The organism is Streptomyces sp. NRRL S-340, from assembly GCF_000720185.1.
GTDB lineage: Bacteria > Actinomycetota > Actinomycetes > Streptomycetales > Streptomycetaceae > Streptomyces.
In genome coordinates this window covers 13,631-35,270 of the sequence record NZ_JOIY01000049.1, presented here as the reverse complement: position 1 = coordinate 35,270, position 21,640 = coordinate 13,631, and the positions used below count along the sequence as shown (strand labels likewise).

16 protein-coding genes are annotated in these 21,640 nt (G+C 72.1%); 8 read left to right on the top strand and 8 right to left on the bottom strand.

What is annotated here, in order from left to right:
• Positions 1-140: 140 nt before the first annotated feature.
• The 4 genes from IG64_RS31075 to IG64_RS31060 form a co-directional block, all read right to left on the bottom strand.
• A complete protein-coding gene (locus IG64_RS31075; protein WP_037862229.1) occupies positions 141-764 on the bottom strand; it encodes an acetate uptake transporter in 624 nt (207 codons plus the stop codon).
• Between the two features lie 252 nt (positions 765-1,016).
• The gene (locus IG64_RS31070; RefSeq protein WP_037862227.1) at positions 1,017-1,391 is read right to left on the bottom strand and encodes a hypothetical protein; all 375 of its coding nucleotides are present in this window, start codon (positions 1,389-1,391) and stop codon (positions 1,017-1,019) included.
• 243 nt (positions 1,392-1,634) lie between these two features.
• A complete protein-coding gene (locus tag IG64_RS31065) occupies positions 1,635-2,621 on the bottom strand; it encodes a Dyp-type peroxidase (RefSeq protein WP_037862226.1) in 987 nt (328 codons plus the stop codon).
• Between the two features lie 128 nt (positions 2,622-2,749).
• Positions 2,750-3,124 (bottom strand): DUF488 domain-containing protein, encoded by a 375-nt coding sequence (locus IG64_RS31060; protein ID WP_037862224.1) that lies wholly within the window; start codon positions 3,122-3,124, stop codon positions 2,750-2,752.
• A gap of 445 nt (positions 3,125-3,569) precedes the next feature.
• Here IG64_RS31060 and IG64_RS42925 point away from each other — a divergent pair, with 445 nt between their 5' ends.
• Positions 3,570-3,854 (top strand): hypothetical protein, encoded by a 285-nt coding sequence (locus IG64_RS42925; RefSeq protein ID WP_267883421.1) that lies wholly within the window; start codon positions 3,570-3,572, stop codon positions 3,852-3,854.
• Complete coding sequence (locus IG64_RS31050) at positions 3,851-5,494, top strand: MFS transporter (RefSeq protein WP_037862219.1); 1,644 nt, start codon at positions 3,851-3,853, stop codon at positions 5,492-5,494. Before IG64_RS42925 ends, IG64_RS31050 begins: the two co-directional genes overlap by 4 nt.
• 98 nt (positions 5,495-5,592) lie before the next feature.
• On the opposite strand, the gene IG64_RS31045 is transcribed toward IG64_RS31050, so the two are convergent.
• The 3 genes from IG64_RS31045 to IG64_RS31035 form a co-directional block, all read right to left on the bottom strand.
• Positions 5,593-6,636 carry a hypothetical protein gene (locus IG64_RS31045; RefSeq protein ID WP_037862218.1) on the bottom strand — a complete coding sequence of 348 codons (1,044 nt, stop codon included), beginning with the start codon at positions 6,634-6,636 and terminating at the stop codon, positions 5,593-5,595.
• Between the two features lie 30 nt (positions 6,637-6,666).
• Positions 6,667-8,607: a DNA/RNA non-specific endonuclease gene (locus tag IG64_RS31040; protein WP_037862216.1), complete on the bottom strand. Its 1,941-nt coding sequence runs from the start codon at positions 8,605-8,607 to the stop codon at positions 6,667-6,669.
• Positions 8,608-8,688: 81 nt separating this feature from the next.
• Positions 8,689-12,072, bottom strand: a complete 3,384-nt coding sequence (locus tag IG64_RS31035) for an ALF repeat-containing protein (RefSeq protein WP_037862214.1) — start codon at positions 12,070-12,072, stop codon at positions 8,689-8,691.
• Positions 12,073-12,574: 502 nt separating this feature from the next.
• On the opposite strand from IG64_RS31035, the gene IG64_RS31030 reads away from it, so the two are divergent.
• The 4 genes from IG64_RS31030 to IG64_RS31015 all read left to right on the top strand — a co-directional run bounded on the left by IG64_RS31030 (position 12,575) and on the right by IG64_RS31015 (position 17,189).
• Entirely contained in the window at positions 12,575-13,132 is a 558-nt protein-coding gene (locus tag IG64_RS31030) for a hypothetical protein (protein ID WP_234438666.1), read from the top strand.
• A gap of 630 nt (positions 13,133-13,762) precedes the next feature.
• Positions 13,763-15,319 carry a trypsin-like serine protease gene (locus tag IG64_RS31025; RefSeq protein ID WP_234438665.1) on the top strand — a complete coding sequence of 519 codons (1,557 nt, stop codon included), beginning with the start codon at positions 13,763-13,765 and terminating at the stop codon, positions 15,317-15,319.
• Positions 15,316-16,731, top strand: coding sequence for a DEAD/DEAH box helicase (locus IG64_RS31020; RefSeq protein WP_037862213.1), 1,416 nt, complete (start codon positions 15,316-15,318; stop codon positions 16,729-16,731). Before IG64_RS31025 ends, IG64_RS31020 begins: the two co-directional genes overlap by 4 nt.
• Before the next feature lie 215 nt (positions 16,732-16,946).
• Positions 16,947-17,189: a DUF5302 domain-containing protein gene (locus IG64_RS31015; RefSeq protein WP_037862212.1), complete on the top strand. Its 243-nt coding sequence runs from the start codon at positions 16,947-16,949 to the stop codon at positions 17,187-17,189.
• Positions 17,190-18,145: 956 nt separating this feature from the next.
• Here the strand turns inward: IG64_RS31015 and IG64_RS31010 are convergent.
• Positions 18,146-19,039: a helix-turn-helix domain-containing protein gene (locus tag IG64_RS31010; protein WP_037862272.1), complete on the bottom strand. Its 894-nt coding sequence runs from the start codon at positions 19,037-19,039 to the stop codon at positions 18,146-18,148.
• Positions 19,040-19,591: 552 nt separating this feature from the next.
• Between IG64_RS31010 and IG64_RS31005 the strand changes: the two genes are divergently transcribed.
• Positions 19,592-20,524: an alpha/beta hydrolase gene (locus tag IG64_RS31005; protein WP_037862211.1), complete on the top strand. Its 933-nt coding sequence runs from the start codon at positions 19,592-19,594 to the stop codon at positions 20,522-20,524.
• A gap of 70 nt (positions 20,525-20,594) precedes the next feature.
• Entirely contained in the window at positions 20,595-21,533 is a 939-nt protein-coding gene (locus IG64_RS31000) for an alpha/beta hydrolase (RefSeq protein ID WP_107474404.1), read from the top strand.
• Positions 21,534-21,640: the final 107 nt, after the last annotated feature.

The following is a 21,640-nucleotide window of genomic DNA, read 5'->3' as shown; positions in this document are numbered from 1 at the left end:
CCGTGGTGCGTCCCGGACGGGCCCCGTACCGGGCCACGACCCTCGTGCACCGGGACCCGGACGCCACGGCGCCGCAACCGGGACCCGGGCGCCCCGGTCCAGGTGGCGGCACCGCCGTACGCCCGGCCGGGGGCCGTTTCTCAGCGAGGGCCGGTCGGCAGCAGCGTCCGCCGGTGCGTGGCGTTGATGACGGCCGCCGCCGAGGCGTACCAGGCGGTGAGCCCGGTCACGATGCCGAGCCAGCCGCCGACCTGCGTCATCACGCGCGGCGGCGCCCCGCCCTGGAACGCCCCGACGGCCAGGAAGACGTAGGTGAGCGTGAGCAGCACAAGCACCGCCAGCACGGCGAGGCTGACCCGCAGCGCGGCCACCGCCATGTAGGCGGTGAAGATGCCCCAGCCGAGCAGGTAGAGCCCGAGGGCGTTGTGCACGTCCCCGGCGACGCCGAGGTGCTGCACGAGCCACCAGTAGGTCAGCCAGAAGGCGCCGTAGGACATGAACGCCGTCGCGCCGAAGGTGTTGCCGCGCCGGAACTCGAACAGTCCCGCGACGAACTGCGCGATGCCGCCGTAGAACGCCGCGACGGCGAGCACCGGGAGGATCGCGCCGCTCTCCTTGAGGAGGCCGGTGTTGATGATGGACAGCAGCAGCGTGGTGAGCGCGAAGCCGGCGAGGCCCACCGGGGCCGGGTCCGCGTAGGCCCGTGCCTGGGGGTCCGCGGGCCGCGCCTCCTCACGGACGGAGCCGCTCGTGTCGTCAGCCATGACCACAAATCCCTTCGCCCCGAGGCCGGCAGGACGGGCCACCGGGTACCCCGGCCCGCGTACTCTCAGTCGGCGTCGGCGGGTGCCCCGGGAACGAAGTGACGGACGCCGGCCCGGCGCCGTGGCGCGCGACCGGGCGCCCGCCGCGCGCAGCCGCCCCGCCCCCGGCACGCGAGTCCGGCAGCCCTGACGTCCGCCTCCTCCGCCGGGCCCGCCGCGGCCGGCCCGGCCCGGCCCCCCCGGGTGTCCGTGTCAGCGCCTGGTGCGCCACAGCCACCCCGCGGCCGACGCGGGCAGGACGATCTCGACCGCGGCGGCGAGGCGCTGGGGCGTCACCCCGGCCGGGTCGACGAAGTACAGGAACACGTCCAGCGCGGCGGTCAGCACGACCGCGACGAGCGTGGCGAGCGACTTGTCCCGCACCGACCAGCGCGGCGAGATCCACAGCAGCACCAGCGCCGCCACCCGCGCCAGCACCCCCAGCGGAAGCCAGAGCACGGCCAGCAGCCCGACCAGCGCCAGCAGCAGCACCACGACCAGCGGCGGCAGGCCGCCCCGCCGCTGCCCCGCGTCGCTCTTCCCGGCCCGGGGACGGGCGCCGGCCTGTGCGTCGTGCGAAGTACTCAATTCGCACTCTCTCGCCGTGAACGGACGGGTACGGACCGTGTGACCACGGCACCTTCATGATCATCATGCCGGTCGGTCCGCCTCCGGAAGCGGAGAGTCCGCGCGGATGCGGCAAAGGCCCCGCGAAAGCCGCTGCGACGGAGCGCGACCCGGAATTCCGCCTCGGTCCGGGCCCACGCCTGGGACGTGACCGGGACGGGTTCGCTGTGGAGGCTGCTCGTCACGGGAGGTGTGGACGTCTGATCAGCCTCCTTCGAGACCGCCGATGCGCGAGGAGCCCTCCGGGACGGAGGCGGCGGCCGTGGGCGCGGGCGGCGGGTCGCCGAGGAAGCCGGCGGTGGGCACGTGGAAGAGGCAGCCGGTGACCGCGGTGGAGAAGTCGAGGATCCGGTCGTGCACGCCGGGCCGGTCGCCGAGGAACATGTTCCGCAGCATCTGCTCGGTCACCGCGGGCGTGCGCGCGTACCCGATGAAGTAGGTGCCGAACTCGCCCGCCCCGACCCGGCCGAAGGGCATGTTGTCCCGGACGATCTTGTGTTCGGTGCCGTCCTCGTCGGTGATCGTGGTGAGGGCGACATGGGAGTCGGCGGGTTTGACGTCGTCGGGCATCTCGACGTTGTCAGCCTTCGAGCGGCCGATGACCCTCTCCTGCTCCTCGGTGGGCAGCGCCTTCCAGGCCGTGAGGTCGTGCAGGTACTTCTGGACGATGACGTAGCTGCCGCCGGCGAAACCGGGGTCCTCCTCGCCGACGAGGACGGCGTCGGCGGCCGGCCGGCCCTCCGGGTTCTCGCTGCCGTCGACGAAGCCGAGCAGGTCGCGCTCGTCGAAGGACTTGAAGCCGTGCACCTCGTCCACCACGGTGGCGGCGCCGCGCAGGCGTTCGCCGATCAGCTGGGCCAGTTCGAAACAGAGGTCCATGCGCCGGGCCCGCAGGTGGAACAGCAGGTCGCCCGGGGTGGAGGGGGCGTGGTGACGGGCGCCGGCCAGCGGCACGAACGGGTGCAGGTCGCGCGGGCGCGGCCCGTCGAAGAGGCGGTCCCAGGCGGTGGAGCCGATGCCGACGACGCAGGTGAGGGCGTCGTCCGGTGCCCGGAAGCCCACCGACCGCTTCAGCCCGGCCACGTCCGGGAGCAGGTCGCGGACGGCGGCCTCCCCGCCGGGGGCGACGGTGCAGACGAGGAACAGCGCGGAACGGGCGGGCGGGGCGATCACGGACTGTGACTCGGCCACGAAGCATGCCTCCAGGCTCGGTGCGCACGGTGACGCGTGGTCATGGGCTTCCGGGGCGCGGGCGCCCTCCGGGCGGACTTCGCGGGCTCGCCTTCACGACGGACCAGGACCCGCCGTACGGCTCCCGGTCACGAGCCGTGGCGGTCCGCACCGTTCAGCCAGGCGGCGAGCACCGCGGCCTCACTGCGGTCCACGTCCTTGGTCGCGGTGAGCAGGGTGACGTCGTCATGGGCCATCAGGTCGTGCAGGCGTTCGACGGCGGGGTGGTGGTCGGGGTCGTCCAGCTCCGCGAGGTAACGGCGGCGGAACTCGGCGAAGCGGTCGGGGTCGTGGTGGTACCAGCGGCGCAGATCGGTGGAGGGGGCGACGTCCCGCAGCCACTCGTCGAGCCGCGCGTCCTGCTTGCTCACGCCACGGGGCCACAGCCGGTCGACGAGCACCCGCTTGCCGTCCCGCGGCGACGCGTCCTCGTAGATCCTCCGGTAGCTGATGCGTCCGGTCATGACGGCACCTTTCCCGTCGCGTGAGCCGGCGGCCGGCCCGGTCACATTCTATCGGCGGGCCCCGCGTTCAACCCGGGCAGCGGCCCGGCGGGGGACGCGTGGCGGTGCGAGGGGCACCAGTACGTCTTCGCTGTACGGCGCGGGCGGGCGGGGCGGACTCTGGCTCCGGGACGGAACCGGCGTGAGCACCGCGGGCGGTCGCGGGGCGAAGCCCCGTCCGCTCGAACAGTCACCCCCGGAAAGGACGCAGGGGAGGCCGAGTGCGCTGCCAGGCAAACCGCAGTGCGCTCACCAGAAACCCGGGCAGGGCCGACCGGCATAGCGTGACCGGCGAAGCGGCCGCCGCGGCACGGCCTCCGTGCACCTCGCGGACATCCCGTCCGGTCCGAGCGCGCGGCCTCCCGGCAGATCCCACGCAGTTCGTCCCGCAGGAGGTTGTCGAAAGGTGTCCACAATGCCGGTCGGCGGGCTGATTCCCCGCGCCACCGACGACGCGGCGGACCTCGTCGTCCGCGACTCCTCCCCGGCCGGCGGCCCGGCTCCCGGTCCCGGCCGGCGCGTTCCCTCCGTCCTCGTCATGTCGCTCGGAGCCCTCGCGGGAGCCCTGCTCCTGGGGCACGCCGAGCCCCTCCCCGTCCTGGGGCCCGTCCTGCTCCTGCTCACCGCCGCCTCGTCAGCCGCCCGCCGCCTGTCGGTCCGCGCCCCCGCCTGGACGGGGCCCACCGCATGAGGATCGCGGACGATTCGGCCTGGGCGCCGCTCGCGGCGCGTGTCTTCCGCGCGCTGTGGATCGCGCAACTGGTCTCCAACACGGGCACCTGGATGCAGACGGTCGGCGCCCAGTGGCTGCTCGTCGGGCACAGCGCCGCCCTGGTCACGCTCGTGCAGACGGCCTCCAGTCTCCCCGTCGTCCTGCTCGCGCTGCCGTCCGGTGTGCTGGCCGACCGCTACGACCGGCGCAGGGTGCTCCTGGCCGCCCAGTTCGCCCTGCTCGCCGTCTCCACCGTGCTGACGGCGCTCGCGTTCGAGGGCGTCCTCGCCCCGGGCGTTCTGCTCGGCCTCACCTTCCTGCTGGGCTGCGGCACCGCGCTGATGGGCCCGGCCTGGCAGGCCATCCAGCCGGAACTGGTCGAGCGCGAACAGCTGGGGCAGGCGGCTGCGCTGGGAGCCGTGAACATGAACCTGGCCCGCGCCGTGGGCCCGGCCCTCGGCGGCGCGGTGGTCGCGGCGGCCGGCGCGGGATGGGTGTTCGCCTTCAACGCCCTGTCCTACCTGGGCATCGTGTCGGTCCTGCTGCTGTGGCGAGGGTCCGCCGCACGGCAGCCCCTGCTCCAGGGCGAAGGACTCCTGGCAGCCGTGCGGGCCGGCCGCCGCTACGTCTGGCACGCCCCCGGCGTCCGCCGGGTCCTGCTGCGCACGGTCTTGTTCATCCCGGGCGGAGCCGCCCTGTGGTCGCTTCTTCCGCTCGTGGCGAGCCGCACCCTGGGACTGGGCCCCGGCGGCTACGGGCTCCTGCTCGGTGTCGTCGGTGCCGGAGCGGTGGGCGGCGCCTTCGCGCTGCCCGCGATCCGCCGCAGGACGGGCGCCAACGGCACCCTCGCGGCAGGGGCGGCGGTCTTCGCCGCGACGCTGGTGGTGCTGGCCACGACCCGCACCCCCTGGCTCGCGGCGGCTGCCCTGCTGCCCGCGGGCCTGGCCTGGATCGGGGTGCTGTCCACCCTCAACGCCGCTGTCCAGCAGAGACTGCCCGGCTGGGTCAGGGGCCGGGGACTCGCCGTCTACCTCGTGGTCTTCCAGGGCGGGCAGGCACTGACCGCACCCCTGTGGGGGGCGCTGGCCGACACGGCGGGACTGGGCGCCGCCCTGCTGGTCGGCGCCGGGCTCCTGGTGGGCAGCGCCCTGAGCGTGCGCAGGTGGCCGTTGCACGCCACGGAGGGACTCGATCCAAGTCCCTCCGCGCACTGGCCCGTTCCGCCCCTGGTGTTCGAACCAGGGCCGCGGGACGGCCCGGTCCTCGTCTCCGTCACCTACCGGATCGCCCCCGAGGACTGGGCCGCCTTCACCGGCCGGATGCGGCAGGTGGCCCGTTCCCGGCGCCGCACCGGAGCGGTGACCTGGGGTCTCTTCCAGGACGGCGACGACCCCGGCCGGTTCATCGAGAACTACCTGGTCGCCTCCTGGTCGGAGCACCTGGCCCAGCACCACAGCCGGCTCACGGCGAACGACCGCCGCTTCGAGGACGAGGCGCGGAAGCTGCTCGTGGAAGGCACCGTCCCCGAGGTGACCCATGCCTTCGACGCCTCCGCCGGACCCGTCGTCCGCGGCCCGGCCGGAGAAGACCCGGCCCCGCTCGCACCTGACAAGGGATAGACGCAACGTTCCAGTACGTTCTCGTGGCGGTCGCCCCGGCCCTTCCCGCCGCGGCCGCCGGGCTCCCGCCCGGAAGGTCCGCTACGGGCTCGTGCCGGTCACTGGACCAGCTCGATGTGGGGATGGGACGGGTCGGCAGGACAGGCGTGGAGCTGGAGGTTGTAGCCGCCGACGATGTCGATCCGGGTGAAGTCGCCGTCCCGGGCGCCCAGAGGAGGCGGGCCCGGGTTCGCCGGTTCCTCCTCGGCGATCCAGGACTTGCTGATGCCGTCCCATTCCGAGGAGGCGATGGTGAGGAGCGGGACCTCCTCGGTACCGCACTCGGGACAGGGGCGGTCGACGGGGTCGGTGGGGTCCCAGCGGGACCAGCCTCCTGTCTTCCAGCCGGGGGCGGTGGAGAGGCTGCCGAGGTAGAGCTCGCCCGGGTCGTACGCGTACGCGTCGTACCGCGCGGGATCGATCGTCTCCCAGCGGCTGGAGTCGTCCAGCTGGTCCCGGATCTCCTTGCCCAGCTCCCTGGGGTGGGGGTATTCGGTGACCTGCTCCGGTGAGAGCAGGCACGGCTCCGGGAGATAGTGCGCGGACTGGATGACCGGCGGCTCGGGCGGCGCGTCGAGGACGTCGGTGACGGTGGCGGCGGAGCGCCAGAAGAGCGCGGTCCGGGGATGGGGGTGTTCCGCGTGGTCGAAGGGGCACCACAGGACCTGGAGGAGGTCAGCGTCGGCGGGGCGCGGGAAGGGGACGTCGCGGGCGTAGAGCTGGGCGACGGGGAGAAGAGGGACCGGGCCGTCGGACCACGGGCGGCCCCCCTTGATCCGCTCCCAGTTCTCCCGCTCCTCGGGAGTGACCTCGGGGGCCTCGGGGTCGAGACGCAGCCGCTCGGTCGCTGCCGCGAGGTCGCGGCGCAGGAGCCGGACGTCGTCCGGGGAGTGGACCACCGGCGCCGCGTTCCGGTCGTGCGGCTCGTCGCAGTGCGGCCAGGGCTCGCCGGCGGGCCACAGCAGCGGCCCGCCGACCGAGCTGTCGTGCACGGTCGGCGACGCCGGCCGCGGGTGCAGCCGGGTCGCGATGCGCGCCAGCGGGGCCAGTTGAGGGAAGAGCGCGGTGACGTCGAACGGCCGCGGTGGGGTGGTGAAACTCATGCAGGCTCCCGTTGGCGCGAACTGGGCGGGTCAGTTACCCAGGTTGAGTGATCCGGTGTTCTGGTAGGTGTTGGTGACGTAGACGTTGGGGAACAGTTCCTCGGTCGTCCCGTCCGCCCGTTGGATCGTCGCGTTCATCGTGACACCCGTCGGGATGGTGCTGTTCGTGTCCTTGTAGACGGGCGTCACCTGGTAGAAGAGCGCGTCGTTCGCTCCGAAAGCGGCGATGGGGCCCTTGATCAGGTCCTGCGCCTTGGTCTCGAACGTCCGCATGCTGGGCGTGCCCGTGTTCATCCCCGACTGCCAGCAGGGGACGAGGTTGTAGCGAGTGAGCGCACTCGTGCCCTGTCCGCCGAGGATGTTCGCGATGAGATGGCACCTGGCCAGCTGGTAGGTGACGTTGTTCGCCTTCTTGAACGCCTCGGCGTCCTTCATGCCGGTGACGGGGTCGCTGGTTCCGGTCCCTCTGCCGGTGTTCCGCCCCAGGCAGGCCTGCGCCTGGGTCGGCCGCTGTCCGGGCCCGCTCGTCGGGTCGGTCTGGTTGACCAGCGCAACCGGCTCGGTGGTGTTCTTGAACCAGCCGTCACCGTTGGGAAGCGCGCCGGCCGGCGGCTGGTCGTTCAGGCAGCTGGCCTGCGGTCCCGTGTCCGGCGTCGAGACCGTCAGCTCGAACTGGTCGGCGTCGATCACCCGCTGGTCCGCGAAGCCGCCGGCGAGCTGTGTGTCGGCGAACTGCTTCTCGGTGGGCGTGACGTGGGCCTGCACACAGGGTGAGGAACGGTCCAGGGCATGACCGTCGTTCAGGATGTAGGTGTCCCATTCGCCGTTGCCGAGGTTGGGGATCACCTGGACGCACTGGCTGCCGGCGGCGCCACCCTCCTTCGCCTCGCCGAACGGGAAGTCGCCGCAACTGTCGGCGTCGACGAGATCGGTCTGGGCCGTGAAGCCGGTGCAGGTGGCGGCGGTGCGGCCGGCCACGCCGCTCGTCGAGCGGGTCAGCGGCCTGCCCTTCGTCCCCCAGGCCCCGTCGAGGTTCTTCTGGGCCCAGCCGTAGGCGGCCACGGCGCCGCCCGCGTCCGCGCTCGTCGCCTTCATCGGCACGACGGCCATGACGGAGGGGACGGCACAGCCCGCCACCGAAGTGCCGCCGACCGCGTCGTCGCACCTGATCTGACGCGCGTTCTTCCACGACGCGTTCGGGTCGGTCGCCGTCGCGCCCGGGGACGTCACGTACATCGCGTACGCCGTGTAGAAGGAGGCGGAGGAGCCCGCCGTCTGGGGCGAGGAGTACGTGACGGTACCGGTCAGGGTCTGGCCGAGGGTGAGGCCGCCGCCGTACCAGGGCGCGGTCTTGGTGGCCGTGCAGCCGGCGTCGCAGGAGGCGCGGAACTTGGCGTTCAGCGCGGCGACGTCGCCTTGGGCGCTGGTCATGGTGACCGTGACCTGCTCGTTCCAGGTCGTCGCGGTCGGGGAGAGGCCGGCGCTGGTGGACACCGCCAGGGTGCCGCGCCCGATCTCCCGAGCGTTGCTGTCGCGCAGGATGTAGGTGACGTTGATGCCGGTCACGCAGTACGAGAAGCGCTCGTAGCTGTAGGTGCCGGGGCTGGTGAGGTCGCAACTGCCGGCGGCGGCCAGGGTGGTGGCGGGCGCGGCGACACCGGTGCGGGTCTTCGCCCGCACCGGTGCGGGGGCGACCGTCACACAGGACTCGACGGCACCAGCGCGGCGCTCCTTGGAGCCCGGCGCGGTGGGGGTGCAGTCCTCACCGGAGCCCGCCGCGAACCTGCTGGACCCGGTGGTCCTCGCGCCGGACGCCGTGGACTTGGCGGCGGACGGGGCCTTCGCCGTCGCGCGCGGCTCGGCCGCCTGGCTCGTCGCGGCCGTCGTGAGGAGGGTCAGGGCGGTGAGGACGGTCAGGACCGTCGAGCGGGCGCGTCTCCTTGCCGCGCGCCCGCCACGTATTCCATGCATGGGGACAGGAACTTTCCGTGAGAGGAGGGGAGAAGGGGGCGCCGCCCGGCGGCGGCGCCCCGGAAGAGGGGGCGGGCGGGATCAGGCCGCCAGACCCCACAGGTCGCTGAGGCCCTTCGTGATGCCGGAGACCAGGTCCTCACCGGTGTCCGTGATCTTGCTGACGACGGGCTTGACGAGGCCGCCGCCGAGCGCCTTGTCAGCGGCGCCGACCCACTTGTAGGCGCCGAAGGAGACCAGGCTCAGGCCGGTGCCGGCGGCGGACTCCCAGAAGGCGCTGCTGGTGAAGCCGTGCTCGATGCCCGTGAAGAGGGTGCCGAGGGCGCCCGCGCCCGCGGAGACGCCGGCGAAGAAGCCGGCCGCGCCGAGGGCCGGCGGGAAGACGATGGCGGCGAGGGCGCAGCCGGCCGACAGGAACCCGGCGCCGACGCTGATCGCGTTGGCGGCGTCCGCGTAGAACTGGGCGTCGTTCCACCACTCGTCGGCGTCGCCGTCCGCGGTGCCGTTCGGGTTGACCTGGTTGTTCTTGTCGGAGTTGGCCGGGTCCTGCTTGGCGTCGCGCAGCTTCTGGGCCTGGGCCGCGGCCTCCTTGGCCTTTGCGATGTCCTCGGCCCGCTTCTTGTCTGCGGCGATCTGCTTGGCCTGCGCGTACGCGGCGGCGGCGGCCTTCGCGTCCGCGGAGGCGGCGAGTTCGGCGGCGCGGGCCGCGGCGGCGGAGCGCTGGGCCGCGGCGGAGGAGGCGAGCGCCGCGCGCGCCGAGTCGACGGCCTTGTTGGCCGAGTAGTTGGCGGAGCGGGCGGCGCTGCGGGCGGTGGCGGCGGCGTTCTTCGCCGTGTTGGCGGAGGCCTGGGCCGCGGCGGCCGACTTGTCGGCGGCGTCGGCGTTGTCCCGCGCCTGCTGGGCGTAGTCCTCGGCCTTGGCGGCGGAGTCCAGCGCCTTCTGCGCCCACTCCTGGGCCTCGGCGGCGGCCTTGCGGGCGTCGGCGGCGGCCTTCGAGGCGAGGGCCGCGTCCTCCTGCGCCTTCTGCGCGATCTTCGCGGCGGCGGCGATGGCCCCGCGGATGGCGGCGACGTGAGTGGCGGTGTCGAAGTCGAGCTGCGCCGTGCGGTACTGGATCACGGTGATGAAGTTGCGCAGCATCCACGCCGGTCCTTCGAGCGCGACCTCCGCGTAGGCCTTGGTGAAGGCGCCCGCGGTGTTGATCAGCTCGGAAGCCCGGACCCGGTCGTCCTCCTGGACGGCCAGCGGGTAGTCGTGGTCGAAGAAGTAGTTGAGGGACTCGGTGGTGTTCTCGTCGAGCGCCTTGTTGGCGGCCTCCTTGACGGCCTTGCCCGCGTCATCGTCGATGATCTTGTTGATGGCGACGCGCAGGTCCTCGTCCGAGGCACGCTTCATGCCGCCGGTGAGGAAGTCGCCGACGGCCTTGGAGTCGCCGCTCTCCAGCGCGGCCGCGGCGGCCGCGGCGACCTTCGGTCCGCCGACCGTCGCCACGTGGAGGGTGGTCTCGCGGTCGTCCTGCGTCTGGGCGAGGGCCCGGTCGAGGTCGATCCAGGCGTAGACGTCGTCGTCGGAGCCGGCGAGGGCGTGCTGGGCGGCCTGCCGGGTGTTGGCCCCGCGGGCGTCCATCAGGGCGACCGCGGCCTGCCGGCCCAGGGTCGCGGCGGCCGCCATGTCGCCCGAGTACAGCGCCTGTTCCGCCTTGGCGATGAGGTCCTTGGTCGCCTGGGTGGTGCGCTCCTCCATCAGCCGCTTCTCGCGGACGTCGTAGAGTTCGGTCTGCTCGATCGCGGCGAGCTGCCGGGCCTCCTCGATGGCCTGCTGCTTGTCCTGCTCCAGGGTCTGCGCCTCGGCGGCGCGGGCGTTCTTCTCCACCTCCAGGGCGTCGCTGACGGCCTGGGTGGCGGTGTTGGCGGCCTTCACGGCCTCCGCGGCGTGGGCGGTCGACTTGTTGGCGTAGTCGACGGCCTGACCCGCGTACTTCACGGCCTCCTCGGCGGCGTCCGCGGCCTTGTCGGCGTGGGCGGCGGCGGAGTTGGCGGCGTCGCGGGCGGTACGGGCCGCCTTGGCGGCGGCGGTCGCCAGGGCCTGGGCGGCGGAGGCGGCGTTGGTGGCGCGGTTGGCGGCGCTGGTGGCGATGGCGGCCTGGCGCTTGGCCTCGGCGGCCTCCGCCTGGGCGGCACCGGCGGAGACGGCGGCCTGGGCGGCGGCGGTCGCGGCGGCGGCCGAGTTGCGGGCGGCGGAGGCGGCGGCCAGGCCGGCGTCCGAGGCCGCGTCGCCGGCGAGGGCCGCCTTGTCCGCCGCTGCGGCGGCGCTGCGGGCCTTGGCCGCGGCGTTGCGGGCGGCGACCGCGGCGTTCTTGGCGTCCTGCGCCTTGCCGGCGTCCTTGGACGCGGCGATCGCGGCGTTGTAGGCGCGGGCGGCGGCGTTGCCGGCCTTCGCGGCGGCCTGGGCGGCGCCCGCGGCGGCCCAGGAGGCACGGCGGGAGGCCTGCACGGCCGCGTTGGAGGCGTTGACGGCGTTGCGGGCGGCGTCGGCCGCGCCCTTCGCCGCGCTCGCCGCCTTGCGGGCCGCGGCCCCTGACTTCTGCACGTCGCTCTGGGCGGCGGCGGCCTCGGCGGCGGCCTTCTCGGCGGCCTCCTTGGCCTTGGCGGCGGCGGTCTCGGCGCGCGCTCCGGCCTCGATGGCCAGGTTCGTCTCGCGTTCGGCGCGCTTGCCCTCGCGCTCGACGACGGCCACCAGCTCCTCGATGGTCGCCGACTCCTGGTCGCGGGCGCGCGCGATGTGCTGGCCGGTCTCGATGAACCACTCGACGTCCTTCGCGGTGCCGCTGAGCGCGCGGTCCGCGTACTTCTGCACCTCCGGACCGCCCGTCATCAGCATGACGCTGACCTGGACCCGGGTGTCCTCCAGCCGCGCGTCGTACTGCTTGTCGGCGAGGAAGGCGAGGAGCGCCGGCTCGGTGCCGGCATCGAGGGCGGCGTTGGCAGCACGCACCACGCCCTTGTCACCGGTGGACGCGACGATGCTGGTGGCGACCTGGAAATCCTCCAGGATGGCGGGGGCGAAGCCCTTCGAGAGGAAGCCGGCTATCGCCTCGTCGCCGTTGTCCAGGGCGGCGACGGCCTCACGGCGCAGGCCCTTGCCCGCACGGTCCAGACTGCGGACGATCGCGACCCGGTTGTCCTGCACGGTCTGCTGCGGCAGCGTCTCGGCGAGGAAGGTCCGGATCTCGGTGTCGGTCCCGCACAGGGCCGTGGTGGCGGCGGCCTTGACGCCCTTGCCGCCGGTCAGCCACGCGCGGACGGCCTTGGCGCGCTCGGTGTCCGGCAGCGGCACCGGGTCGGCCCCTCCCGTCTCGGCGGCCGCGGCGGTGGCCGGCCGCAGGACCGAGGGGGTGGCGGCGACAGCGGTCGCGGCCGCGAGCGCGCCGAGGACGCGGCGTCTGCTCCAGAAAGCTGTCTGCATGCGGGGCTTGCCCTTCTACGAATGATGCGGTGACGTGTCGGATTTCGCGCCGTGACGGACGGCGGCTCCGTGGACCGGCCCCCGCCACAATTCGTGGACAGTATCAACATGCTCGAAAATCCGGGGAAGTTGTGCCCACCAATACGGCAACAGTGCATCGAATCATGAGGATGTGACGATCCGGCACCTTTCTCCATGAAATCGTGACGTCAGCACCTGCGGCCCTTTCCCGGCGTGACGCAGGTCACCGCGAGCTTGCTTTCAATGTCCGGGTATGGGCAGTTCACGGCGCTGGACGTGGGTGCGTCACCGTGCTGGGATGCCAGGGCCGATGACGATCACCGGGGGTTCGGGCAGTGCGTCGCGGAGGCGTGCCGAGGGTGCGCGAGGGGGGCTTTCATTTCGTGTGTGCGGCTTCCCCTGTCCGCGACGGGTCTGGGCGACCGGTTTCGGAACCGGTGTTTTTTCAGGCCCGGGCGGTGGCTACGGAATTGGGGATGCAATGAAGGAAATCAGCACCGACGCCGGAAAGTCGCGGAGAATGCGGCTCACGGTACGGGTACTCGCCGCCGCCGCCGTCGGCGGCGCGCTGGCCTGGACCGCGGTGGCCGGCGGCGCGCAGGGCTCGGGTGCGGGCACCGCAGAGGCCGCCGACACCGCCGCGCTGGTCGCTGGGGACGCCCCCGGCTATGCCGTGGAGAACTTCGACTACCCCCAGGCCGACAAGATCCTGGCGGAGCGGAACATCGTCCTCAAGCGCGGCGACGGCCACATCACGCTCGCCGACTGCGTCACCGGAACGGGGCAGTTGGAGCTTCTGGCCCGGGACAAGGCCGACAAGATCTGTTTCAACACCGTCGGCAACGAGGGCTGGCTGACCCTGGAGATCCCCGCCGTCTTCTCGATCAGGGGCAACGACTACTCCACCACGGTCGACATGACCGTGGGCAGCGAGGAGAAGTCCTACGAGATCAACAAGAACAGCTGGACGCCGGTGGGCGAGTCGGCGGACCCGGAGGGCCGCGACCACATGCTCGTGGAGATCAGGACCTCGAAGTAACCCGTCCTCGGCGTCCCGTGCGCCGGGATCTTGCCAGGCCACCTGCGACTGGCCGGACGTCACCGCCTCGCCACGCTCCCCACGGCGCGCGGCGAGGCGCCGCCGACGCCGGGCGCCGCGCCCGGGAGCGTCGCCTTCGGTCCGGCGTACGGAGCGCACGGTGGTCCCGTCCCGGCGATCTCGACGGGTATCAGGCCGGCGAGCCGGGCACGCGGACCCCTCGGTGCTCCCCGGTCGTCGTGCCACCCGGCAGGCACTGGCAGGCACTGGCAGGCACCGGCAGGAACCGGTGGAGACCGAAGGACACCGGGCGGCACCGCCCCTGCCCGGCGCTGGCCGCCACAGCGTCTCCCGGCCCGTCCTGGCATGCCCAGCCACTGTCACGTCGGCCTGTCCGTCTCACGTCGGCCTGTCCGTCTCACGTCGGCCTGTCCGTCTCACGTCGGCCTGTCCGTCTCACGTCGGCCTGTCCGTCTCGCGTCGGCCTGTCCACCTTGCGGAGGACCAGCGTGCGACCGTGACGGGCCCGCGCCGCCGCCTACCGACCGTGGCGGTCCAGCCCGCCACAGTGACGGACCACCTGCTCACATCGTCTTGCCCCGCCCGCGATCAACCCCAGGAGGAAGTACCTTGCGCACCACAGGAATCCGCACCCGGCGGGCTCGCGGCGCCATGACCGCCGGCGTCGTCCTGGCGGTCGCCGCGGGCGTGCTCAGCGCGGCGCCCGCCGCGCAGGCGCTCTCGGGCAAGCCCGCGGCCGCGGGTGACCAGGCTTTCACCGCCCGGCTCGTCATCGGTGAGGGCGATTCCATGCGCTCCTGTTCCGCCGCTCTGGTGCACCAGCAGTGGCTGCTGACCGCCACGAGTTGTTTCGCGCCCACGCCGGGTGCTGTGGTCAAGCCGGGCAAACCCGCGCTGAAGACCAGGGCGACCGTGGGCAAGCAGACCCTCGACGTCGTCGAGGTCGTCCCGCGCGACGACCGGGACGTGGCCATGGCCCGGCTCGCCGAGCCCGTGACCACGGTCACGCCGGTGGCCCTGGCCACCGACGCCCCCGAGGCGGGGGAGACCCTGCTGGGTACCGGATTCGGGCGGACCGGTACCGAGTGGGTCCCGGACCAGTTGCACACCGGTGAGTTCCGGGTGGACTCCGTGGCCGACACCACCGTGGCGCTGACCGGTCAGGACGGAGCCTCGGTCTGCAAGGGTGACGCCGGTGGCCCGGCCCTGCGCGGCAACGGCGGCGCGGTCGAGCTGACCGCCGTCCACAGCGTCTCCTGGCAGGGCGGGTGTCTCGGTGAGACGGAAACCCGGACCGGTGCGGTGGACGCCAGGGTCGACGGCCTGGCCGACTGGGTGAAGGACGTCCGCAACCGCGACCGGAGTCACTCGGCCGACGTCGACGGTGACGGCAAGGCCGACTTGATCGTCCTCCGCTCGAACGGTGACGTCGTCGTCTACCGCAACCAGGGTGACACCTTCGCCCCGGGCAAGGTCATGTCCGGCGGCTGGGACCGCTTCGTGACCTGGAAGGATCTGGGCCGGCTGTACTTCGCGGACGTCGACGGCGACGGCAAGGCGGACATGATCGTCCACACGACGGACGGGAACATCGCCGTCCGCACCAACCGCGGCACGTACTGGGACCAGGGCAAGCAGTGGTCGGGCGGCTGGGCCCGCTTCATCGGATCGTCCACACGGCGGACGGGAACATCGCCGTCCGCACCAACCGCGGGATCGTCCACACGGCGGACGGGAACATCGCCGTCCGCACCAACCGCGGCACGTACTGGGACCAGGGCAAGCAGTGGTCCGGCGGCTGGGACCGCTTCGTCGACGGCACCGGGCTGGGTGTCCTGGAGTTCGGTGACGCAGGCGGCGACGGCAAGGCCGACTTGTTCGTCCTCACCAAGGACGGCAAAGTCGCGGTCCGTACGAACCACGGCACCTACTGGGACCAGGGCAAGGTCGTGCTCACTCTCTGACGCCGCAGCTCCGCGGGCAGGGAACCGCCTCGTCCGATGTGAAGACCGGTATCCCCGGCGTGAGTCGTGCCCTGTGTTAATGTCATGCGTTTGCGTGGTCGTCGCGGTGGGCGATTCTGCTTGTTCGGTTCCGCTCGTCCGTGGGCTGTGCCATCCTGCCGGGCCTTCCTCGGTACGTCTCCCTGCGGAAGGCTGTTCATGAAGCACCCCGACGACTCCGGCACCGCTCACGGCGGTCCCGCCCAGCCCGGGGCCGGGACTCCGGCGCTGCTCCCGGCCCCCTCCTTCGCCGGTCTCGGACTGCCGGCGGAGGTGCTGCGGACACTGAGCGGCCTCGGGGTGCACGCACCCTTTCCGATCCAGGCCGCCACGCTGCCCGACGCCTTGAAGGGGCGTGACGTCCTGGGGCGCGGACGCACCGGATCGGGCAAGACACTCGCCTTCGGCCTGCCGCTGCTGACCCGTACGGCCGGGCGGCGGGCCCAACCGAAGCAGCCCCTCGCCCTGGTCCTCGTGCCCACGCGGGAGCTGGCCCAGCAGGTCACCCAGGCGCTGGCGCCGTACGCCGAAGCGCTGCGGCTGCGGATGGCCACGGTCGTCGGCGGCATGTCGATCGGCCGGCAGATCGCCGCGCTGCGCGAGGGGGCCGAGGTGCTTGTCGCCACCCCCGGACGCCTGCACGACCTGATCGAGCGCAACGCCTGCCGCCTGGGACGGGTAGGGATCACCGTGCTGGACGAGGCCGACCAGATGTGCGACCTGGGATTCCTGCCGCAGGTCGTCGACGTGCTCGACCAGGTACGCCCCGACGGTCAGCGGATGCTGTTCTCGGCCACCCTGGACGGCGACGTCGATCAGCTGGTCCGCAGCCACCTCCACGACCCCGTCGTCCACTCGGTCGATCCGTCCGCGGGCACGGTCTCGGCGATGGAGCACCACCTTCTCGTCGTCCACGGCCCTGACCGCTACGCCGTCACCACGGAGATCGCCGCCCGCGACGGCCGCGTACTGCTGTTCCTCGACACCAAGCACGCCGTCGACCAGCTCACCCGCCATCTGCGGGCCAGCGGGGTGCACGCCGGGGCCCTGCACAGCGGCAAGTCCCAGCCGCAGCGCACGCGGACCCTGGCGCAGTTCAAGAGCGGCCAGATCACGGTTCTGGTGGCGACCAATGTGGCAGCCCGCGGCCTGCACGTCGACGACCTCGATCTCGTCGTCAACGTCGACCCGCCCACCGACCCCAAGGACTACGTGCACCGGGCCGGCCGCACCGCCCGCGCCGGTGAGTCCGGCAGCGTGGTCACGCTCGTGCTGACGGGCCAGCTCCGTGAGACGAGCCGCATGATGGCCGGGGCCGGCATCCAGCTGACCGTCACCAAGGTGCGCTCGGGCGAGGCGGAACTGAGCCGGATCACCGGCGCCAAGGCTCCCTCCGGCACCCCGCTCGACGCAGGTCCCGCCGCTCCCCGGCCCAAGAACACCAATGCTCCGTTCCGCGGCCTGGGCACCACCAAGGACCCCTCCCGCGGCGCCGGCGGCAGGTCCCGGAAGGCCGGCGAGGCCCGCAAGCTCGCCGAGGCCCGCAGGGCCGCCCTCGTACGTCGCAACGGCTGAGAGTCGTCGCCCTGGCAGTGAGTGTCCGGGCCAAGGGTTCGACCACCCTCGGCCCGGCCCGAAGCCCGCCCTGTCCCCCTTCCATTCACGAAGCGAACGCCTTCGACGGCGCCGGGGACACCCGCAGAAACGGAGCGGGATGAGGTGGCCGGCGCCCCGCACCACGCCCGGCATGACAAGCTGTGCTTGCCCACCCCCGAACCCAGGAGGTCACCATGACCGCAGAGCCCGGAACGACGGAAGGTTCGGAGCCGGACGGCGCCGAGACGTCCCCTCTGGCGCCGGACGAAGACGGCAACTACGACCTGAAGCGCAAGTTCCGTGAAGCTCTGGCGCGCAAGCGCGGTGCGCAGGCGGAGGCGGCCGACGTCGCCGCCAACCCGGACGCGTCCAAGGTGCGTGCGGCGCACGGTCCGGCTGCGAGCCAGCGGTCGTTCCGGCGCAAGAGCGGCGGCTGAGCCGATCAGTCCCGCGGTCCGGCCGCCTCACCGGCACTCCGCGCGCCGTCCACTCGCGCGCCCGGTGCCATGGCCCGCAACGTGCGCATGTCCATGTGCGCGTTGCGGGCGAGGCGCGGCCGGCGGCCTCGCCCGCGGGAGGGGCCGTGGTCGTGGCGGTACCGGTACTCGCCCACGCCCAAGAACTCCCGAAGAGCGACTGGTCCTACGGCCGTCATGCCGTCATGTTTCTGATGTGCCGCCAGGTAAGTCAGCATCTGAGCGGCGCCAGTCCCCGCGCATTCCGGGACAGGTGTCCGAACCGACGCTTGGCCGACGGTGCCACAAGCTCGCACGGATGCACAGGTTCGGACCCGCCTCGTCGGGGGAAACGACGGGATCCTTCCGGCCCGGCTCGGCAACTCGCTCGCGGTACGGGGTCGTTCTTCAAGGACTGCGGCTGAGCCAGGCCGACCCGGTGCCCGCACCCCTGCACGATCCGTTTCCGCGACGGTCTGGGCAAGCAGGCCGAAGAGGGCGGTTTCGGCACGGAGGGACCACGAGATCGAGCGCCTCACGCTGATCCGTGCGGAGAAGGAGCGCACGGCGCAGTCTGTCGCAAAAACGCGCCGTGAGCTGGGGCGGAAGACGGTCGCGGACCACATGAAGCGGTGGCTGCCCCGGCGCGCTGGAGGACCGGATACTCCACGGGCGAGCAGGTCAACAGCTCCATCAACGTCGCTCCTCGCTCCGCGCCCGGGCTCACGAGAGCTGATATCCGTGATCCCCGTCGTGGAGGAACGATTCCTGGACGAGTTGTGGGCCGACGGCGTCGGCCGGGGCGATCAGCTCGCCATTCTGCGTACTCGCCCACTACCGGGAGGGGCTTCAGCTCGGCCCGGCGCGCCTTGAGGGAGGTGCCCGGTTCTTGCCGCCGCTCATGGTTCCCGTGTGGCAGCGGCCTCATCGCAATGGGGTCAGCCGGGCAGCGAGCGGTCGGTATCGGTGCTGGTGTCGGTGGGGGCTGAAGCCGGGGCGTTGGCCCAGGAGGCGAGGATGCGTAGAGCGTCGTGGGAGGGGGAGCCGGGTTCGGCGGACCAGACCACGAGCTGCTGGTCGGTGTCGGTGGTGGCGGCGAGGGTGTCCCAGTCGAGGGTCAGCTCGCCGACGACCGGGTGCCTGAGCGTCTTCGTACCGACGCCGCGCGTCGCGACGTGGTGGGCGGCCCACCACCGGCGGAAATCAGCGTCCTGGACCGACAGCTCGCCCACGAGTGTGGTGAGGCGCGGATTGTCGGGGTCGCGGGCCGCCTCCATGCGCAGCTGGGCCACACAGGTGTGGGCGACGTTCCTCCAGTCGGCATACAGCTCCCGCATCTTCGGGTCGGTGAAAACCAGGCGTATATAATTCCGGTGTTTCTCCGGAATGCTCGAAAAATCGGCGACGAGAGCTGCTGCGAGCGGATTCCACGCGAGAATGTCCATGCGCCGGCCGAGAATGATTCCCGGGATCGTGGCCAGGTCGTCGAGCAGTCGCTGCAGCCGGGGCTGTGCTTTCTGGACGGCGCGACGTGCCGGCCGGTCCGAGAGGCGCCCGGCAAGCTGGAACATGTAGGTGCGCTGGTCGTCGTCCAGGTGAAGGACGCGTGCCAGTGTGTTCAGCACCGGGGCCGACGCTTGCATGCGGCCCTGTTCCAGGCGGGTGTAGTAGTCCGTGCTGATCGCGGCCAGGGCGGCGACCTCCTCGCGGCGTAGCCCCGGGACACGGCGGCGGCCTCCACTCTCGGACAGGCCTGCCGTTTGCGGGCTCAGGTCGGCCCGGCGGGCCTTCAGAAAGGCCCCCAGCTCATCGGGGCGCGCACCACTGCTCATGGTCTCCAGTATCCCCCGGCACGCCACTGCGGAGGCAGGGATATTTTTATCCCTGGATGGACCCCTCCCAGGATGGAAGTCTCCTCTGGTAGGAGTGCCTGGCGCGTGCGAGTGTGGTCCTGTGACCAAACGAAGAATGACGGAGAGGCGGATATCGCCGATCTCTCATGATTCAGAGCCGAGACCTTTCGTGTCCGGCTGACGGAATCGAGCAGGCGCCATGATGCCGTCTCGGTGCCCCGCCCACATGGCCTTGTACGGCAAGAACCAGTACGAGTGGCCGGCTCGCCCCCCCCGCCGGCGGAATTCTTCACGGAGAACTTCTCGGCTCGGGCTGCCCCGACGACGAATCGGACGCGTCCTCCGCTCACGGGCCACCCGCCCTCTTCCAAGCAGCAGGGAAATCGGAGCCACCCTCCTTATGAGCGTCGAGGACACCGCCGACCTCCCCCTGGGGCGCCGATCGAACCGGCCCGCGTCAAGAACGACCTTGCGTACCGGCGCACCCACTGAAACCACACCACACCGCACCCCCAACAGCAGGAGCAGACGATGGAAGCCATCACCTTCCCCAACGGCCAGATCACCATGGCGGGCAACCTCTACACGCCCGAGGACTTCGACCCGAACGGCAGCCACCCGGCGATCGTCGTCGTCCACCCCGGTGGCGGTGTGAAGGAGCAGGCCGCCGGCCTGTACGCGAGCAAGCTCGCCGAGCAGGGCTTCGTGGCGCTCGCCTTCGACGCCTCCTTCCAGGGCGACAGCGGCGGCGAGCCGCATCACCTGGAGGACCCCTACGCCCGCGTCGAGGACGTCCGCGCCGCTGTCGACTACGTCCAGTCCCTCGACCACGTCGACCCGGAGCGCATCGGCGCCCTGGGCGTCTGCGCCGGCGGCGGCTACAGCGTCAACGCCGCGATGACCGACTACCGGATCAAGGCGCTGACCACCGTCAGCGCCGTCAACATCGGCACCTCCTTCCGCCGCGGCTGGTACGGCACCGACTCCGACGCGGCCGCCGTGCCCACACTCAGGGCTCTCGCCGAGCAGCGGACCGCCGAGGCCGTGAAGGGCGCCGACCCGGCCTATCTGCCCTACGTCCCGCCGGAGCCTGATGAGAACACCCCGCGCGACCTGGTCGAGGCCGGCGACTACTACCTCACTCCGCGCGCCCAGCACCCCAACGCCAAGAACAAGTTCCTGTTCACCAGGAGCGTCTCGCGGATCTTCACCTTCGACGCCTTCCACATGGTCGAGGACCTGCTCACCCAGCCGATCCTCATCGTGGCCGGCAGCGACGCCGGGTCGCTGTGGATGTCCACCGAACTGCACGGCCGGGTCCGCAGCCCCAAGCAGCTCCAGGTCGTCGAGGGCGGCACGCACATGTCCTTCTACGACGTGCCCGAGTACGTCGACCGCGCCGTCTCCCAGGCCGTCCCGTTCTTCCGGGAGCACCTGACCGGCGAGCCCGCCGACCAGGGCTGACCACGTCCGCGACCAGTGGTCCTGCCACCGGTCGCTCGCAACCCCGCTTCACCGACGAGGAGTCGTACCCATGACCGACAACATCCAGCACGTCGCCGTCAGGGCGCTCGCCTGGGACCTGGCCGCCGACATCTACCTTCCGCCGGGCTTCGACGAGAGCAAGGCCTACCCCGCCATCGTCAGCGTCCACCCCATCGGCTCCTGCAAGGAGCAGACCGCCGGGAACGTCTACGGCTCGGCGCTGGCGGACGAAGGGTTCGTGGTCATCGCCTTCGACGCCAGCTTCCAGGGCGCGAGCGGCGGTGAGCCGCGGTCGGTCGAGGACCCGGTGTTCCGTGCCCAGGACATCAGCTATGTCATCGACCACCTGGTGACGCTGCCGTACGTCGACCCAGCCCGCATCGGGGTCATCGGCGTGTGCGGTGGTGGCGGCTACGCCGTCAACGCCACCATGACCGACCGCCGTATCAAGGCCGTCGGCAGCGTGACGGGCGTGAACTTCGGGCGCCTCATGCACGAGTCCTTCAGCGGCTACGACCCCATCGGCGCCCTCGACGCCGTTGCCGAGCAGCGGACGGCCGAGGCGCGGGGCGGGGAGCGGCGGGTCACCCAGTACCTGCCGACGTCTCCCGAGGCCGCCGAGGAGCAGGGGCTGACCGAACTCGACCTGTCCGAGGCCACCGAGTACTACCGCACCGAGCGCGGCGAGAAGCCCGGCGGCCGTACCGAGGGACTGTTCTCCCGGCAGGGGTCCGCGATCGGCTGGGACGCCTTCCACCGTGCCGAGGTTCTCCTGACGCGGCCGCTGTGCGTCGTCGTCGGGGACCGGCCGGGTGCGTTCGGCGCGTACCGGGACGGCCTGGAGATCTACCGCCGCGCGGCGTCGGAGGACAAGGAGCTGGTCGTGGCGGAAGGCTTCTCCCATTACGACCTGTACGACCAGCCCGAGCCGGTCAAGATCGCCCTGGATCATCTGATCCCGTTCTACAAGAAGCACCTCGGTCGGTGAGGCCGCCCCGCCCGGCCGGACGGCCGTCGGCTGGGCGGGCTGTACCTGACGGCGGCGGCCGGGCGGTCATGTCCGGCCGCCGCCACCCGGCCCCGACCGGGGTAGAC